This window comes from Piscinibacter defluvii (assembly GCF_004011805.1).
Classification (GTDB): domain Bacteria; phylum Pseudomonadota; class Gammaproteobacteria; order Burkholderiales; family Burkholderiaceae_C; genus Piscinibacter; species Piscinibacter defluvii.
On record NZ_RCHJ01000003.1, the window covers coordinates 306608 to 322725 of the forward strand.

The following is a 16118-nucleotide window of genomic DNA, read 5'->3' on the forward strand; positions in this document are numbered from 1 at the left end:
GATCAGTCCTTCAGCAAGGCATTGACGGCGCGCCATTCGGCGTCGGTCACTGGCGTGATCGACAGGCGGTTGCCGGGGCGCAGCAGCAGCATCGCGGCGAGCTGCGGCAGCTCGCGCATGTGTTTGAGGTGCAGCAGCGGGGTCTTGCGGCGCAGCTTCACGTCGACGAGCAGCCAGCGCGGAGCCTCGCGGTTCGACTTCGCGTCGAAGTACGGGCTCTTCGGGTCGAACTGCGTCTCGTCGGGGTAGGGCGTGCTGGCCACCTCGGCCAGCCCGGCCACGCCGGGCTCGGGGCAGGACGAGTGGTAGAACAGCACGCCATCGCCGACGCGCATCTGGTCGCGCATGTAGTTGCGCGCCTGGTAGTTGCGCACGCCGAGCCAGGGCACCGTCTGCTTCGGTGCGGCCACGAGGTCGTCGATCGAGCACTCGGAGGGCTCGCTCTTCATCAGCCAGTAGGCCATCGCGCGGGGAAGGGCGGACGAACGGAAGAAGGTGTCCGCCACGAACCGGGAGCCGCATTCCTGAACCCAGGGGATTCAGGTGGGCGAGGTCAGCGGGGCTTCGGGTTCATCTGACGCGAGACGATCACACCTGCCGGGCGATGTTCCAAGCCCTTGCTCGTACGAGCATCGGTTCCAGGAAATATAAGACTCACGCGAACGCGACGGACGAAACCATTCTACGCGCCGGTCCGCGGCGCGCTAGAGCAATTGACCGTCGTTTGCCAAGGATTGGTCGATGCGGCGGATCAGCGACTCGACGTCGACCGCCTCGTCGGCGCCGGCCGCTGCGGTCGACGCCGGTACCGCTGCCGGGGACGCCGGTCGCTCGGCCAGCGCGAAAGCCAGGTTCAGCGCCGCCAGCACCGCGATGCGTTCGCGCGCCTTGACCTTGCCCGCGTCGCGGATCGCGCTCATCTCGCGATCGACATTGCCGACCGCCTCGAGCAGCGACTGCTCGCCGCCTTCGGGGCAGCCGAGGATGTAGCTCTGCCCCATGATCGTGACTTCGATCTGCTTCACGCCCGGCCTCCGTCGCCCGCATCGCGTGTCTCGGCCGGCAGGCGTTCGAGCAGCGTGTCGATGCGCTGGCGTGCGGTGTTCAGGCGGCTGCGCAGCTGGTCGCGCTCCTGCGTGACCGCGGCGAGCTGCTGCTGCAGCAGGGCATGGGTGCGCTGCTGTTCCTGGTGGCGCAGCAGCAGGCGTTCGACCCGGTCCGCGAGTTCCTGGAGCTTGGACATGACGCGCAAGTGGAGGGCGTAGCGGTCATTGTAGGCGGCGGCCCCCCATCGGCCGATCCGTCGCAGCGGCGGGCCGTGCAGCGTGTCACGCGGCTGTCGCGCACCGGTCGGGCGCGGCCCGTGGCGGGAGGGGCCGCTCATGGCTTGTCGTCCGGCAGCGGCAAGGGCAGCGGCTGGGTCAGCAGGCGGTTCGGCGAACTCGGCTCCCACAGCGCCGCCGGTTCGGTGTCGATGGTGGCCGTGGCTGCGTGGAGCAGCGCCAGGCTGGCGCGGGAGCCGATCTGGCGCACCAGCTGCAGCTGGCGCTGCGTCCAGGTGACCGGCGCGCCGGTCTGCTCGCAGCTGAAGGTGCCGAACAGCACCCCGTTGATCGAGAAGCAGACGTCCAGCACCGAGTGGATGTCCTGCGGCTCGAGGTAGTCCTCCAGGAAGATGCGCGTGGTGGCGTGGTTGCGCGCGTCGGAGGCGATCACGCAGCCGTCGGCCAGCAGGGCGTCGAAGTACGGCCCGACGGCGGCGTTGAGCATGTCGGTGGCGGTCACCATGCCGCTGTAGCGCCGGTCGTACATCGCCAGGCAGCGCAGCGCCCGGCCCTCGGCGGTGTCGATGAAGATCCAGACGCCGGCGCGGGTGCAGCCGATCTGCGCCGCCAGCGCCTCGGTGAACTGTTCGAGGAAGCGTACCCGGTCGATCTCGCCGCGGTCGAGGCGGCCGCAGATTTCCTGGATGTCGTGCAAGTCGGGCATCGGCCGATTCTCTGGACCTGTCCCCGCGGCCGACACTGCAAGACCTTGCAGGTGTCCCGCGAACGAGGGGGGGTCAGACGGCGGGTCGGGTTCGGAACCAGTCGCACCAGCGGGCGACCGCACAGTCGCCGCAGCGCGGCGAACGCGCCGTGCAGACGTAGCGGCCGTGCAGGATCAGCCAGTGGTGCGCGTCTGCCAGGTAGGCCGCCGGCACACGCGCCAACAGGCGCTGCTCGACTTCCAGCGGATTGCGCCCCGGCGCCAGGCCGGTGCGGTTGGCGACCCGGAACACATGGGTGTCGACCGCCAGCGTCGGCTCGCCGAAGGCCACGTTGAGCACCACGTTGGCGGTCTTGCGGCCGACGCCGGGCAGTGCCTCCAGCGCCGCGCGGTCGCGCGGCACCTCGCCGCCGTGGCGCTCGATCAGCAGGCGGCAGGTCTCGTGCAGGTTCTTCGCCTTGTTGCGGTACAGGCCGATCGTGCGGATCGCCTCGGTCAGGGCCGGCAGGCCGAGCGCGAGCATCTTCTGCGGCGAGTTGGCACGCGGAAACAGCCGGCGGGTCGCCTTGTTGACCCCGGCATCGGTGGCCTGGGCCGACAGCAGCACGGCGGCCAGCAGCTCGAACACGTTGGTGTATTCGAGCTCGCTGGCGGGCTGCGGGTTGGCGGCCTTGAGCGTGGCGAAGAAGGGTTCGATGGATTCAGGCTTCATGGCTCCTTCGCCGCAGCGCGCCGGGCGCGCGCCCGGGCCAGCGCCTCTTCGATGACCCGGCGCTTGTGTTCGATGGCCGCCGGGTCGCTCAGGCGGGTCTGGTTCGGCAGGTCGGCCAGCTTGGCCTCGGCCTTGGCAGCCAGCCGAGCCTCGTTCTCACGCGCGTCGCGCGCCACGCGCAAACGGTGGAAGGCGTAGCGCTCGCGCGCCCGGTCGGCCTGCACGGGCGACCAGGCATCCCAGCCGGTGCGCCCGTCGCCGGTCTCGCGCATCGCGATGCAGTCCACCGGACAGGCCGGCACGCACAGCTCGCAGCCGGTGCACTGGCTCGCGATCACGGTGTGCATCACCTTGGCGGCACCGACGATGCAGTCCACCGGGCAGGCCTTGATGCACAGGGTGCAGCCGATGCACCAGCTTTCGTCGATCACCGCCAGGCGCAACGGCCCTTCGGCGCCGTGCGCCGGATCGAGCGGCAACGGTGCCCGGCCGGTCAGCGCCGCGAGCCGGGCGATGCCCTCGGCGCCGCCTGGTGGGCACTGGTTGATGCCGGCCTCGCCCGCGGTCACCGCGCGCGCGTACGAAGCGCAGTCCGGGTAGCCGCAGCGGGTGCACTGCGTCTGCGGCAGCGCGGCGTCGATGGCGTCGGCCAGGGCCTCGGGAGTCACCCGGGGATTATCGGCTGCGGCGTGGCGCCTTCCGGGCCGGGGCCTTGCCGTTGCCGGCCGGCGTCTGGTGGCCGGCGATGAAGTCGCGCACCACCGGGTAGACGGTCTCGCGCCAGCGCCGGCCCGAGAAGATGCCGTAGTGGCCGGCACCTTCCACGTCGTAGTGGAACTGTCGCTGCTTCGGGATGCCGGTGCACAGGCCATGCGCGGCCCGTGTCTGGCCGGCGCCGGAGATGTCGTCGAGCTCGCCCTCGATCGTCAGCAGCGCGCTGGTGGTGATGTCCTGCGGGCGCACCAGCTGCCCGTCGACGCGCCAGGTGCCGTTGACCAGGGCGAAGTCCTGGAACACCGTCTTGATCGTGTCGAGGTAGTACTCGGCAGGCATGTCCAGCACCGCGTTGTACTCGTCGTAGAAGGCGCGGTGCGAGTCGGCGCTGTCGTCGTCGCCGCGCACCAGGTCGAGGAAGTAGTCGTAGTGCGAGCTGAGGTGGCGGTCCGGGTTCATCGCCACGAAGCCGCTGTGCTGCAGGAAGCCGGGGTAGACGCGCCGGCCGGCGCCCGGGTAGTTGACCGGCACGCGGTAGATGACGTTGTGCTCGAACCAGTTGTGGCTCTTGTTCATCGCCAGGTTGTTGACCGCGGTCGGGCTCTTGCGGGCATCGATCGGGCCGCCCATCATGGTCATGGTGCGCGGCGTCGGTTCGCCCGCGCTGGCCATCAGCGAGACCGCGGCCAGCACCGGCACCGTGGGCTGGCACACCGAGATCACGTTCACCTCGGGGCCGATCAGGCGGATGAACTCCTGCACGTAGGCGACGTAGTCGTCCAGATGGAACGGGCCCTGCTCGACGGGCACCATGCGCGCGTCGGTCCAGTCGGTGATGAACACCTTGTGGTCGCGCAGCAGCGCGCGCACGGTGTCGCGCAGCAGGGTCGAGTGGTGCCCCGACAGCGGCGCGACCACCAGCACCTTGGGCTGGTCCTTCATCTTCGCCAGGGCGGTCAGGTCGTCGCTGAAGCGCTTGAAGCGCAGCAGCCGGCAGAACGGCTTCTGCAGCGCCACCTGCTGCTGCACGGCCACGTCGATGCCGCCGACGTTGACCGAGGTGATCTCGAACTCCGGCTTCTCGTACTCCTTCGAGAGCCGGTGCATCAGGTCCAGGCCGGCGGACACCCGGTCGGCCATCGGCGTGTGCGCGAAGGGCGACAGCGGGTGGCTGTAGAGCTTGGACGAGGCCGCTGCGAACTCGGCGAAGGGGCTCAGCAGCGCGCGCTGGGTTTCGTACAGCTGATACAGCATCGGTTCGCTTTCGTGGTGCGATGCAGCATTCTAGGAACAATGCTTGCAGGTTGCTGTCGTTGCGTGCGGGGGAAACCCGCAAGGCGCATGAAAAAGGGGCGCTCGGCGCCCCCCATGCACAGTCGCCGAGGTGACACGGACCTCAGGACACCTTGACGATGGCCGAGACGACGTAGTCGATGTTCTTGCTGTTCAGCGCCGCCACGCAGATGCGGCCCGAATCGACGCCATACACGCCGAACTCGCTGCGCAGGCGCTGCATCTGCTCCTTGCCGAGGCCGGAGTAGCTGAACATGCCCTTCTGGCGGGTGATGAAGCTCAGGTCCTGCTTCAGGCCGGCAGCGGCCAGCTTCTCCTGCAGCGCCTGGCGCATCTGCTTGATGCGCACGCGCATCTCGGCCAGTTCCTGCTCCCACATCGCGCGCAGCGCCGGGGTGGTGAGCACCAGGGCGACCACCTGCGCGCCGTGCGTCGGCGGGTTGGAGTAGTTGGTGCGGATCACGCGCTTGAGCTGGCTGAGCACGCGGTCGGCCTCGTCCTTCGACTCGCACACCACGCTCAGCGCACCGACCCGCTCGCCGTACAGCGAGAAGCTCTTCGAGAAGCTGGTGGCGACGAAGAAGTCGACCCCCGACTCGACGAACTGGCCGATCACCGCGCCGTCCTCGGCGATGCCCTCGCCGAAGCCCTGGTAGGCCATGTCGAGGAAGGCCACGAGGCCGCGCGCCTTGACGGCCGCCACCACCCGCGCCCATTGCTCGGGCGTGATGTCGTAGCCGGTCGGGTTGTGGCAGCAGGCGTGCAGCACGACGATCGTGCCCGGCGCGGCGGCGTTCAGCGCGGCCAGCATGCCGTCGAAGTCGACCCCGCGCCGGGTGGCGTCGTAGTAGGGGTAGCTCTTGACCGGGAAGCCGGCGCTCTCGAACAGCGCGCGGTGGTTCTCCCAGCTCGGGTCGCTGATCAGCACGGTGGCGTTCGGGGCGAGGCGCTTGAGGAAGTCGGCGCCGAGCTTCAGCCCGCCGGTGCCGCCGAGCGCCTGCACGGTGGCCACGCGGCCGGCCTTCAGGATCGCGCTGTCGGCGCCGAACACCAGGCCCTGCACCGCCTTGTCGTAGGCCGCGATGCCGTCGATCGGCAGGTAGCCGCGCGCCTTGGGCGCCTCCATCATCAGCTTCTCGGCCTCCTGCACGCACTTGAGCAGCGGCAGCTTGCCGTTGTCGTCGTAGTAGACGCCGACGCCGAGGTTGACCTTCGCCGGGTTCGGGTCCGCGGCGAACTGCTCGTTCAGGCCGAGGATCGGGTCGCGGGGGGCCAGTTCGACGGCGGCGAACAGCGACGTGGCGGGCGAAGACATGCGTCAGTCCTTGTCAGTGGAGCAGGGAGGCGATTTCCGTTAACCTGAACGATTGCCTTGCCCGATGGCGAGGCGGGTTAACCCGGAGATTTTAGCCGCCATGGCCGAGTTGTCAGAAGCCGTGCCCGCGAACGCGCCCGAGGCGACCGCGGGCGAGTTCGTCAGCTTTCCCGATTCGCCCTTCCAGCTGTTCCAGCCCTACCCGCCGGCAGGCGACCAGCCGACCGCGATCGCGCAGCTCGTCGAGGGCATCCAGGACGGCCTGAGCTACCAGACCCTGCTGGGCGTCACCGGCTCGGGCAAGACCTTCACGATGGCCAACGTGATCGCGCGGCTTGGCCGGCCGGCGATCGTGTTCGCGCCCAACAAGACGCTGGCCGCGCAGCTCTACAGCGAGTTCCGCGAGTTCTTCCCGAAGAACGCGGTCGAGTACTTCGTCAGCTACTACGACTACTACCAGCCCGAGGCCTACGTGCCGCAGCGCGACCTGTTCATCGAGAAGGACAGCTCGATCAACGAGCACATCGAGCAGATGCGGCTGTCGGCCACCAAGAGCCTGCTGGAGCGGCGCGACGTGATCATCGTGGCCAGCGTCAGCGCGATCTACGGCATCGGCAACCCGAGCGACTACCACCAGATGGTGCTGACGCTGCGGGTGGGCGACAAGCTCGGCCAGCGCGACGTGATCGCGCACCTGATCCGCATGCAGTACCAGCGCAACGAGACCGACTTCTCGCGCGGCACCTTCCGCGTGCGCGGCGACACGATCGACGTGTTCCCGGCCGAGCACTCGGAGCTGGCGATCCGCATCGAGCTGTTCGACGACGAGGTCGAGACGCTGCAGCTGTTCGACCCGCTGACCGGGCGCATCCGGCAGAAGATCCCGCGCTTCACGGTCTACCCGTCGAGCCACTACGTGACGCCGCGCGAGCGCGTGCTGGCGGCCATCGAGTCGATCAAGGCCGAGCTGCGCGAGCGGCTCGACGAGCTGGTCAATGCCGGCAAGCTGGTCGAGGCCCAGCGGCTCGAGCAGCGCACCCGCTTCGACCTGGAGATGCTGCAGGAGGTGGGCCACTGCAAGGGCATCGAGAACTACACGCGCCACCTCTCCGGCGCGGCGCCGGGCGAGCCGCCGCCCACGCTGGTGGACTACCTGCCGGCCGACGCGCTGATGTTCCTCGACGAGAGCCACGTGCTGATCGGCCAGCTCGGCGGCATGTTCAACGGCGACCGGGCGCGCAAGACGGTGCTGGTGGAATACGGCTTCCGCCTGCCCAGCGCGCTGGACAACCGCCCGCTGAAGTTCGAGGAGTTCGAGAAGAAGATGCGCCAGGCGGTGTTCGTCTCGGCCACGCCGGCCGACTACGAGAAGACGCATGCCGGCCAGGTGGTCGAGCAGCTGGTGCGCCCCACCGGCCTGGTCGACCCGGAGGTCGAGGTGCGGCCGGCCGGCCACCAGGTCGACGACGTGCTGCAGGAGATCCGCGAGCGCGTGAAGATCAACGAGCGCGTGCTGATCACCACGCTGACCAAGCGCATGGCCGAGCAGCTGACCGACTACCTGAGCGACAACGGCGTCAAGGTGCGCTACCTGCACAGCGACGTCGACAACCTCGAGCGCGTCGAGATCCTGCGCGACCTGCGGCTGGGCACCTTCGACGTGCTGGTGGGCATCAACCTGCTGCGCGAGGGGCTGGACATCCCGGAGGTGTCGCTGGTGGCCATCCTCGACGCCGACAAGGAAGGCTTCCTGCGCGCCGAGCGCAGCCTGATCCAGACCATCGGCCGCGCCGCGCGCAACCTGAACGGGCGCGCCATCCTCTACGCCGACAAGGTCACCGACTCGATGCGCAAGGCGCTCGACGAGACGGCCCGCCGGCGCGCCAAGCAGCTGGCCTTCAACGCCGAACACGGCATCGTCGCGCGCAGCATCAGCAAGAAGGTGAAGGAGCTGATCGACGGCGTGTACAGCGAGAAGGGCGCCAAGGACGACCTGAAGGCGGCCACCGAGGCGGCCGCGATCGAGGCCCTGTCCGAGAAGGACCTGGGCAAGCGCATCAAGCAGCTCGAGAAGCAGATGCTCGACCATGCCCGCAACCTCGAGTTCGAGAAGGCCGCACGCATCCGCGACCAGCTGGCGCAGCTGCGCGAGCAGGCCTTCGGTGCGGCCACGCACGACAACGTGGTGCCGATCGGCGGCACGAAGGGCGCGGCATGACGATCCGCAGCGTGCTGATGGTCTGCATGGGCAACATCTGCCGTTCGCCGACCGCCGAGGGCGTGCTGCGCCACAAGCTGCGCGAGGCCGGGCTGGACGGCCAGATCACGGTCGATTCCGCGGGCACGCACGGGCACTGGCATGCCGGCGAGGCCCCCGACCCACGCTCGCAGGCGCATGCCCGCCAGCGCGGCTACGAGCTCTCGGCGCTGCGCGCGCGCCAGGTGGTCGAGGCCGACTTCGAGCAGTTCGACCTGATCCTGGCGATGGACTGGGACAACCTCGCGCTGCTCGAGGACATGAGCCCGCCGACCGCGCGCCACAAGCTGCGCCGGCTCTCCGAGCACTGCCGGCACCACGACGAGCCGGTCGTCCCGGACCCGTACTACGGCGGGCGCGACGGCTTCGACCGGGTGCTCGACCTGGTCGAGGACGCCTGCGACGGCCTGGTGGAACTGCTGCAGCGGCAAACTCGCGCCGGCTGAAGGGGAACTTCCGCGCGCAATGCCGACCAAATCAGTCGGCTTCCGCTATACTCGACAAAACCAGTCGGGGAATCCCTAGGTCGTCGTCCACGGGCGGCGGTCGGGGAAGTGGGGCCGGCTTCCGCCAGACCCTTCCGACCGATTCAGCGCCGTTCCGAGGCGACAGGAGATTGAGATGCGATTGACCACCAAGGGCCGTTTTGCCGTGACCGCGATGATCGACCTGGCGCTGCGCGAGCACCAGGGCCCGGTGGCGCTGGCCGCCATCAGCGCCCGCCAGCAGATCTCGCTGTCCTACCTCGAGCAGCTGTTCGGCAAGCTGCGCCGCCACGAGCTGGTGGAGAGCACCCGCGGCCCCGGCGGCGGGTACTCGCTGGGCCGCAAGGCCGAGGAGATCACCGTGGCCGACATCATCGTCGCGGTGGACGAGCCGATCGACGCCACCGGCTGCTCCGGCAAGGAGAACTGCATGGGCGACGACAGCGGCCGCTGCATGACGCACGACCTGTGGGCCAGCCTGAACGCCAAGATGATCGAGTTCCTCGACTCGGTGTCGCTGAAGAAGCTGGTCGACGAGCAGATCGCCAAGGGCGTGTCGATCGAGGAGCAGCCGGTCAAGCGGGCGATCTCCTCGCAGCCGGTCGTCAAGCCGATCAAGGTGACCGCGCCGAACTCGGTGTTCGCCCTGGGCAGCGCACTGTCGAAGTAACTCCGCCAGACCTTCCGATCCAGCAATGGACATGACCCCGCACTTCCCGATCTACCTCGACTACGGCGCCACGACGCCCGTGGACCAGCGCGTCGTCGACGCGATGATCCCCTGGCTGCGCGAGCACTTCGGCAACCCGGCCTCGCGCAGCCATGCGTGGGGCTGGGAGGCCGAGGAGGCGGTCGAGAAGGCGCGCGCCCAGGTGGCGGAGCTGGTCGGGGCCGATCCGCGCGAGATCGTCTGGACCTCGGGCGCCACCGAGTCGAACAACCTCGCACTCAAGGGCGCGGCGCAGTTCTACAAGGGGCGCGGCAAGCACATCGTCACGGTCAAGACCGAGCACAAGGCGGTGCTGGACACGGTGCGCGAGCTGGAGCGCCAGGGCTTCGAGGCGACCTACCTGGACGTGCAGGAAGACGGCCTGCTCGACCTCGATCGCTTCAAGGACGCGCTGCGGCCCGACACCATCCTCGCCTCGGTGATGCTGGTCAACAACGAGATCGGCGTGATCCAGGACATCTCTGCGATCGGCGCGATCTGCCGCGAGCGCGGCATCGTCTTCCACGTCGATGCGGCGCAGGCTACCGGCAAGGTGACGATCGACCTGAAGACGCTGCCGGTCGACCTGATGAGCCTCGCCTCGCACAAGACCTACGGGCCCAAGGGCATCGGGGCGCTGTACGTGCGGCGCAAGCCGCGCGTGCGCATCGAGGCGCAGATGCACGGCGGCGGTCACGAGCGCGGCATGCGCTCGGGCACCTTGCCGACGCACCAGATCGTCGGCATGGGCGAGGCCTTCCGCATCGCGCGCGAGGAGATGGGCACCGAGATCGAGCGCATCCGCATGCTGCACCGCCGGCTGCGCGACGGGCTGTCGGCGATCGACCAGACCTTCGTCAACGGCCACGCCGAGAGGCGCGTGCCGCACAACCTGAACATGAGCTTCAACTTCGTCGAGGGCGAGTCGCTGATCATGGGCATCAAGGGCATCGCGGTGTCCTCGGGCTCGGCCTGCACCTCGGCGAGCCTGGAGCCGAGCTACGTGCTGCGCGCGCTCGGCCGCAGCGACGAGCTGGCGCACTCCAGCCTGCGCATGACGATCGGCCGCTTCACGACCGAGGACGAGATCGACTACGTGGTCAGCACCCTGAAAGACCGCGTGGCCAAACTGCGCGAGCTGTCGCCGCTGTGGGAGATGTACCAGGACGGCGTCGACCTGAGCACCATCCAGTGGACCGCGCACTGAACACGACGTTGGAGAGATAGCGATGGCATACAGCGACAAGGTCGTCGAGCACTACGAGAACCCGCGCAACGTGGGTTCGTTCGCCAAGGGCGACGAGACGGTGGGTACCGGCATGGTCGGCGCGCCGGCCTGCGGCGACGTGATGAAGCTGCAGATCAAGGTCAACCCGGCCACCGGCCTGATCGAGGACGCCAAGTTCAAGACCTACGGCTGCGGCTCGGCGATCGCCTCGAGCTCGCTGGTCACCGAGTGGGTCAAGGGCAAGTCGCTCGACGAGGCGCTGACGATCAAGAACACCCAGATCGCCGAGGAACTGGCGCTGCCGCCGGTGAAGATCCACTGCTCGATCCTGGCCGAGGACGCGATCAAGGCCGCCGTCAACGACTACAAGGCGAAGACGGGCCAATCTACCGGCCAGGCGCAGTGAACGACACCATGGCCGTCACGCTGACCGAACGCGCCGCGCGGCACGTTTCGCGCTACCTTGCCAAACGTGGCAAGGGCGTGGGCGTGCGCCTGGGCGTCAAGACCACCGGCTGCTCGGGGCTGGCCTACAAGCTCGAGTACGCCGACGAGTTCGCCCCGGAGGACCATGTCTTCGAGGGCCACGGCGTCAAGGTGCTGGTCGACCCGAAGAGCCTGCCCTACATCGACGGCACCGAGCTGGACTTCGTCCGTGAGGGGCTCAACGAGGGCTTCAAGTTCCACAACCCGCGCGAGAAAGACCGCTGCGGCTGCGGAGAATCCTTCCGCGTCTGAGCACGCGGCGTGCTTGGCGAACGGGCGCGGCATCGACCGCGCCCTTTTGTTGGACCCATGAACCTGACCAGCGACGACTTCGAACTGTTCGGCCTGCCGCGGCTCTTCGCGCAGGACCGCGCGGCGCTGGACGCCCGCTGGCGCGCGCTGCAGGCCGAGGTGCACCCCGACCGCTTCGCGTCCGAGGGCGCCGCGGCGCAGCGCGTCGCGGTGCAGTACGCGGTGCGTGTCAACGAGGCCTACCAGCGCCTGAAGGATCCGCTCAAGCGCGCCGCCTACCTGTGCGCCCTGGCCGGCCAGTCGGTGGACGCCGAGAACAACACCGCGATGCCGCCGGCCTTCCTGATGCAGCAGATGGAATGGCGCGAGGCCCTGGACGAGGCCGACGGCTCCGAAGCCGTGCAGGCGCTGGCCGACGAGGTGGAGCGCGCGCGCCGCGACGCGCTCGCGGCGATCGAGCAGGTGCTCGACGTGCGCGGCGACGCCGCCGCAGCCGCGCAGCAGGTGCGAGCCCTGATGTTCGTCGAGCGCTTCGCCGCCGACATCGAGCGCCGCCTCGAGGCGCTGGAAGGCTGATTCCGTGGCGCTGCTCCAGATCTCCGAGCCCGGCGGTACGCCCGACCCGCACCAGCGGCGCATCGCGGTGGGCATCGACCTGGGCACCACGCACTCGCTGGTGGCGGCGGTGCGCCACGGCGTGGCGGAATGCCTGCCGGACGAACACGGCCGCGTGATCCTGCCTTCGGCGGTGCGCTATCTGCCCGGCGGCCGGCGCCAGATCGGTGCGGCCGCGCTGGCCGAGGCGGCGCTCGACCCGCGCAACACCATCGTCTCGGTCAAGCGCTTCATGGGCCGCGGCGTCGCCGACATCGCCCAGCGCGCCAAGCTGCCCTACGAGTTCGTCGACGCGCCGGGCATGCTCAAGCTGCGCACGCTGGAGGGCGACAAGTCGCCGGTGGAGGTGTCGGCCGAGATCCTCGCGGCACTGCGCCAGCGCGCCGAGGACAGCTTCGACGACGAGCTGTTCGGCGCGGTCATCACCGTGCCGGCCTATTTCGACGACGCCCAGCGCCAGGCCACCAAGGACGCCGCGCAGCTGGCCGGCCTCAACGTGCTGCGCCTGATCAGCGAGCCGACCGCCGCGGCCATCGCCTATGGCCTGGAGCATGGGTCGGAAGGGCTGTACGCCGTCTACGATCTGGGCGGAGGCACCTTCGACATCTCGCTGCTGCGCCTGTCCGCCGGGGTCTTCGAGGTGATCGCCACGGGGGGTGATTCGGCGCTCGGCGGCGACGACTTCGACGCGCTGCTGGCCGACTGGGCGCTGCAGCGCGGCGGCCTGACCGCCGACACGCCGCAGGACAAGCGCGCCGTGCTGGCCGCCGCCCGGGCGGCGAAGGAGAAGCTCTCGTCGGCCGACCATGCCACGCTGGCCTGCCCGCTGGGCGGCGGGGAGCTGCAGGTGCGCGTGACGCGCGACGAGTTCGTGGCGCTGACCGAGCCGCTGGTCGCCCGCACGCTGGCCGCGGTGCGCAAGGTGCTGCGCGACGCCCGGGTCGGCGCGGCCGAGGTGCAGGGCGTGGTGATGGTGGGTGGCTCGACGCGCATGCCGCGCGTGCAGGCGGCGGTCGGCGAGCTGTTCGGCCGCGCGCCGCTGACCAACCTGAACCCGGACGAGGTGGTGGCGTTGGGGGCGGCCATCCAGGCGCACGCTCTGGCCGGCAACGCCGGTGCCGAGGAGCTGCTGCTGCTCGACGTGATCCCGCTCTCGCTGGGCATCGAGACCATGGGCGGGCTGGTGGAGCGCATCATCCCGCGCAACAGCACCATCCCGACCGCCCGCGCGCAGGACTTCACCACCTTCAAGGACGGCCAGACGGCGATGGCCATCCACGTCGTGCAGGGCGAACGCGAGCTGGTGGCGGACTGCCGTTCGCTGGCGCGTTTCGAACTGCGCGGCATCCCGCCGATGGCCGCCGGCGCCGCGCGCATCCGCGTCAGCTTCCAGGTCGATGCCGACGGGCTGCTGGCGGTCAGCGCGCGGGAGGAGGGCTCCGGCGTGCAGGCCTCGATCAGCGTCAAGCCGAGCTACGGCCTGGCCGACGAGGACATCGCTCGCATGCTCAAGGAAGGCTTCGCGACGGCGGAGCAGGACATGCGCGAGCGCAGCCTGCGCGAGGCACGCGTCGAGGCCGAACGCATGCTCCTGGCCACGCAGGCGGCGCTGCAGGCCGACGGCGACCTGCTCGAGGCCGCCGAGCGCGCGGCGATCGGCAAGCTGGTGTCCGATCTGCAGCGCTTGCGCGAAGGCAGCGACCACCATGCCATCGACGCTGCCGTCGAGGCACTGGCGCGTGGCACCGAGGCCTTCGCTGCCCAACGCATGAACCGCGGCATCCGCCAGGCGCTGGCCGGGCGCCGCGTCGACGACGTCTGACCATGCCTGTCATCAAGATCCTGCCGCACCCCGAGTACTGCCCGAACGGTGCCGAGGTGAGGGCACCCTCCGGCACCTCGATCTGCGAGGCGCTGCTGGACAACGACATCGAGATCGAGCACGCGTGCGAGATGAGCTGTGCGTGCACCACCTGCCACGTGGTGGTGCGCGAGGGCTTCGCTTCGCTCGGCGAGATGGACGAGAGCGAGGAAGACCTGCTCGACCGCGCCTGGGGCCTGGAGCCGACTTCGCGCCTGTCGTGCCAGGCCATCCTGTCGAACCAGGACGTGACGATCGAGATCCCGAAGTACTCGATCAACCACGCGAAGGAAGGTCGCTGAAGGCCCCCGAAGAAAGACGCCTCCCGGGCGTCGCGACCGGGAGGCGTATGCAAAGGGACGAGCCCTGCTGAGGAGACAGCAGCGGGTGCTCTGCCACCCGCTGCAGATCCGTTAGCAAGTCGTGTGCCGGTGCCGGTGCCGGTGCCGGTGCCAGGGCTCAGGCGGCTTCGCGCTCCACATGCCCGTGGCGGGTATAGAGGAAGTCCAGCACCTCGCGGCGGTAGTGCACGTAGCGCGTGTCCTCGGCCAGTTCCACGCGGTCGCGCGGGCGCGGCAGCTCGACGGCGAGGATCTCGCCGATCGTCGCGGCCGGGCCGTTGGTCATCATCACGATGCGGTCCGACAGCAGCACCGCCTCGTCGACGTCGTGCGTGACCATCACCACCGTGCTGTGCGTGCGGCCCACGATCTTCAGCAACTCGTCCTGCAGCTTGGCGCGGGTCAACGCGTCGAGCGCGCCGAAGGGCTCGTCCAGCAGCAGCACCTTGGGCTCCATCGCCAGCGCACGGGCGATGCCCACGCGCTGCTTCATGCCGCCGGAGATCTCGTGCGGCCGCTTGCCGCTCGCATGCCCCATGCCGACGAGGGCGAGCGCCGCCTCGGTGCGCGCCTTCAGCGCGGTCTTCGCCTCCTTCGCACCGAACACGCGCTCGACGGCGAGGAACACGTTCTCGAAGCAGGTCAGCCAGGGCAGCAGCGAATGGTTCTGGAACACCACCGCCCGCTCCGGCCCGGGGGCGGCGATCTCCCGGTTGTCGCACAGCAGCACACCGCTGCTGGGCCGCAGCAGACCGGCAATCAGGTTCAGCAGGGTCGACTTGCCGCAGCCCGAGTGGCCGATCAGCGTGACGAACTCGCCCTTGGCGACGCTCAGGTCGATCTCGCGCAGCGCGTGGAAGCGCCCCTTCTTGGTCTGGAACACCATCTCGGCGTTCTGCACCTGGATGAAGTTGTGCATGGCTCGAGGCTCCGTTTCAGTGTTCGTCGTAGCTGAAGCGCTTGGCGATGTTGACCAGCAGCAGTTCCAGCAGCAGGCCGACCACGCCGATCACGACGATGGCGATCAGGATGTGCTTGACGTTCAGGTTGTTCCACTCGTCCCAGACCCAGAAGCCGATGCCCACGCCGCCGGTCAGCATCTCGGCAGCGACGATCACCAGCCAGGCCGTGCCCACCGACAGGCGCACGCCGGTCAGCATGTAGGGCAGCACGGCGGGCAGCAGGATCTTCGTGATGACCTTCCACTCGCTCAGGTTCAGCACCTTCGCGACGTTCAGGTAGTCCTGCGGCACGCGTTGCACGCCGACGGCGGTGTTGATGATCATCGGCCAGATAGAGCAGATGAAGATGGTCCAGATCGCTGCCGGGTTGGCGGCCTTGAAGACGAGCAGCCCGATCGGCAGCCAGGCCAGCGGCGAGACCGGGCGCAGCAGGCTGATCAGCGGCGAGACCATGCGGTTGAGCACCTCGAAGCGGCCGATCATGAAGCCCATCGGGATGCCCACCAGCGCCGCCATGCCGAAGCCGACCGCGACACGCTCGAGCGAGAACAGGATGTTCCAGCCGATGCCCTGGTCGTTCGGGCCGTTGCGGTAGAACGGGTCCGAGAACACCTTCACTGCCTCGACGAAGGTCTCCGCCGGCGTCGGGAAGGTGCCGCCGTTGATGGTGAACAGCGCCCACACGCCCACCAGCAGGCCGAGGCCGGCCAGCGGCGCGAGCAGGCGCAGCGCGAGCGCCGACCAGTCGATCGGCGTGCGCGGGGCGGGCGCCTCGCGGGCCGGCGCCGCGGCGGGCTCGGCCTTCACGGCTGCGGCGCGCGGCGCGCGCGCTTCATCGGCGGCACGCTGCGGGGAATGGAACACGGCACTGACCATGGTGGACTCCTGGGCGACGCGGG

The 16118-nt window shown here is 69.3% G+C and carries 19 protein-coding genes; 9 read left to right on the forward strand and 10 right to left on the reverse strand.

Annotation, left to right across the window (positions count from 1 at the left end):
* Nucleotides 1–2: 2 nt before the first annotated feature.
* The 8 genes from D9C15_RS10915 to D9C15_RS10950 all read right to left on the reverse strand — a co-directional run bounded on the left by D9C15_RS10915 (nucleotide 3) and on the right by D9C15_RS10950 (nucleotide 6023).
* Nucleotides 3–464, reverse strand: a complete 462-nt coding sequence (locus D9C15_RS10915) for an EVE domain-containing protein (protein WP_127997810.1) — start codon at nucleotides 462–464, stop codon at nucleotides 3–5.
* Nucleotides 465–704: 240 nt separating this feature from the next.
* Nucleotides 705–1025 (reverse strand): cell division protein ZapA, encoded by a 321-nt coding sequence (locus D9C15_RS10920; RefSeq protein WP_127997476.1) that lies wholly within the window; start codon nucleotides 1023–1025, stop codon nucleotides 705–707.
* Nucleotides 1022–1243, reverse strand: a complete 222-nt coding sequence (locus D9C15_RS10925) for a DUF904 domain-containing protein (RefSeq protein ID WP_127997477.1) — start codon at nucleotides 1241–1243, stop codon at nucleotides 1022–1024. Before D9C15_RS10925 ends, D9C15_RS10920 begins: the two co-directional genes overlap by 4 nt.
* Nucleotides 1244–1380: 137 nt before the next feature.
* On the reverse strand, nucleotides 1381–1989 hold the full coding sequence (locus D9C15_RS10930; RefSeq protein ID WP_127997478.1) for a GAF domain-containing protein: 609 nt from the start codon (nucleotides 1987–1989) through the stop codon (nucleotides 1381–1383).
* Nucleotides 1990–2062: 73 nt separating this feature from the next.
* The gene (gene nth, locus D9C15_RS10935; RefSeq protein ID WP_127997479.1) at nucleotides 2063–2701 is read right to left on the reverse strand and encodes an endonuclease III; all 639 of its coding nucleotides are present in this window, start codon (nucleotides 2699–2701) and stop codon (nucleotides 2063–2065) included.
* Nucleotides 2698–3369, reverse strand: a complete 672-nt coding sequence (rsxB, locus tag D9C15_RS10940; RefSeq protein ID WP_240668365.1) for an electron transport complex subunit RsxB — start codon at nucleotides 3367–3369, stop codon at nucleotides 2698–2700. Before rsxB ends, nth begins: the two co-directional genes overlap by 4 nt.
* Nucleotides 3370–3376: 7 nt before the next feature.
* A complete protein-coding gene (locus D9C15_RS34015; RefSeq protein WP_127997481.1) occupies nucleotides 3377–4669 on the reverse strand; it encodes a polyhydroxyalkanoate depolymerase in 1293 nt (430 codons plus the stop codon).
* A 142-nt stretch (nucleotides 4670–4811) separates the two neighbouring features.
* On the reverse strand, nucleotides 4812–6023 hold the full coding sequence (locus tag D9C15_RS10950) for an amino acid aminotransferase (RefSeq protein ID WP_127997482.1): 1212 nt from the start codon (nucleotides 6021–6023) through the stop codon (nucleotides 4812–4814).
* Between the two features lie 100 nt (nucleotides 6024–6123).
* On the opposite strand from D9C15_RS10950, the gene uvrB reads away from it, so the two are divergent.
* The 9 genes from uvrB (at nucleotide 6124) to fdx (ending at nucleotide 14218) form a co-directional block, all read left to right on the forward strand.
* Complete coding sequence (gene uvrB, locus D9C15_RS10955; RefSeq protein WP_127997483.1) at nucleotides 6124–8241, forward strand: excinuclease ABC subunit UvrB; 2118 nt, start codon at nucleotides 6124–6126, stop codon at nucleotides 8239–8241.
* Entirely contained in the window at nucleotides 8238–8726 is a 489-nt protein-coding gene (locus D9C15_RS10960) for a low molecular weight protein-tyrosine-phosphatase (RefSeq protein ID WP_127997484.1), read from the forward strand. Before uvrB ends, D9C15_RS10960 begins: the two co-directional genes overlap by 4 nt.
* A 175-nt stretch (nucleotides 8727–8901) precedes the next feature.
* Complete coding sequence (gene iscR / locus D9C15_RS10965; RefSeq protein WP_112183273.1) at nucleotides 8902–9435, forward strand: Fe-S cluster assembly transcriptional regulator IscR; 534 nt, start codon at nucleotides 8902–8904, stop codon at nucleotides 9433–9435.
* Nucleotides 9436–9460: 25 nt separating this feature from the next.
* Nucleotides 9461–10681: an IscS subfamily cysteine desulfurase gene (locus D9C15_RS10970; RefSeq protein ID WP_127997485.1), complete on the forward strand. Its 1221-nt coding sequence runs from the start codon at nucleotides 9461–9463 to the stop codon at nucleotides 10679–10681.
* A gap of 22 nt (nucleotides 10682–10703) precedes the next feature.
* Entirely contained in the window at nucleotides 10704–11108 is a 405-nt protein-coding gene (gene iscU, locus D9C15_RS10975) for a Fe-S cluster assembly scaffold IscU (RefSeq protein ID WP_112183275.1), read from the forward strand.
* An 8-nt stretch (nucleotides 11109–11116) separates the two neighbouring features.
* Nucleotides 11117–11440 carry an iron-sulfur cluster assembly protein IscA gene (iscA, locus tag D9C15_RS10980; protein WP_112183378.1) on the forward strand — a complete coding sequence of 108 codons (324 nt, stop codon included), beginning with the start codon at nucleotides 11117–11119 and terminating at the stop codon, nucleotides 11438–11440.
* A gap of 57 nt (nucleotides 11441–11497) precedes the next feature.
* Entirely contained in the window at nucleotides 11498–12016 is a 519-nt protein-coding gene (hscB, locus tag D9C15_RS10985; RefSeq protein ID WP_127997486.1) for a Fe-S protein assembly co-chaperone HscB, read from the forward strand.
* Nucleotides 12017–12020: 4 nt separating this feature from the next.
* Nucleotides 12021–13877: a Fe-S protein assembly chaperone HscA gene (gene hscA, locus D9C15_RS10990; RefSeq protein ID WP_127997487.1), complete on the forward strand. Its 1857-nt coding sequence runs from the start codon at nucleotides 12021–12023 to the stop codon at nucleotides 13875–13877.
* Nucleotides 13878–13879: 2 nt separating this feature from the next.
* A complete protein-coding gene (gene fdx / locus D9C15_RS10995) occupies nucleotides 13880–14218 on the forward strand; it encodes an ISC system 2Fe-2S type ferredoxin (protein WP_127997488.1) in 339 nt (112 codons plus the stop codon).
* Nucleotides 14219–14375: 157 nt separating this feature from the next.
* Here fdx and D9C15_RS11000 read toward each other — a convergent pair whose 3' ends face one another.
* Nucleotides 14376–15176, reverse strand: a complete 801-nt coding sequence (locus tag D9C15_RS11000) for an ABC transporter ATP-binding protein (RefSeq protein WP_127997489.1) — start codon at nucleotides 15174–15176, stop codon at nucleotides 14376–14378.
* A gap of 16 nt (nucleotides 15177–15192) precedes the next feature.
* Nucleotides 15193–16095 carry a nitrate ABC transporter permease gene (gene ntrB, locus D9C15_RS11005; protein ID WP_127997490.1) on the reverse strand — a complete coding sequence of 301 codons (903 nt, stop codon included), beginning with the start codon at nucleotides 16093–16095 and terminating at the stop codon, nucleotides 15193–15195.
* Nucleotides 16096–16118 lie beyond the last annotated feature (23 nt).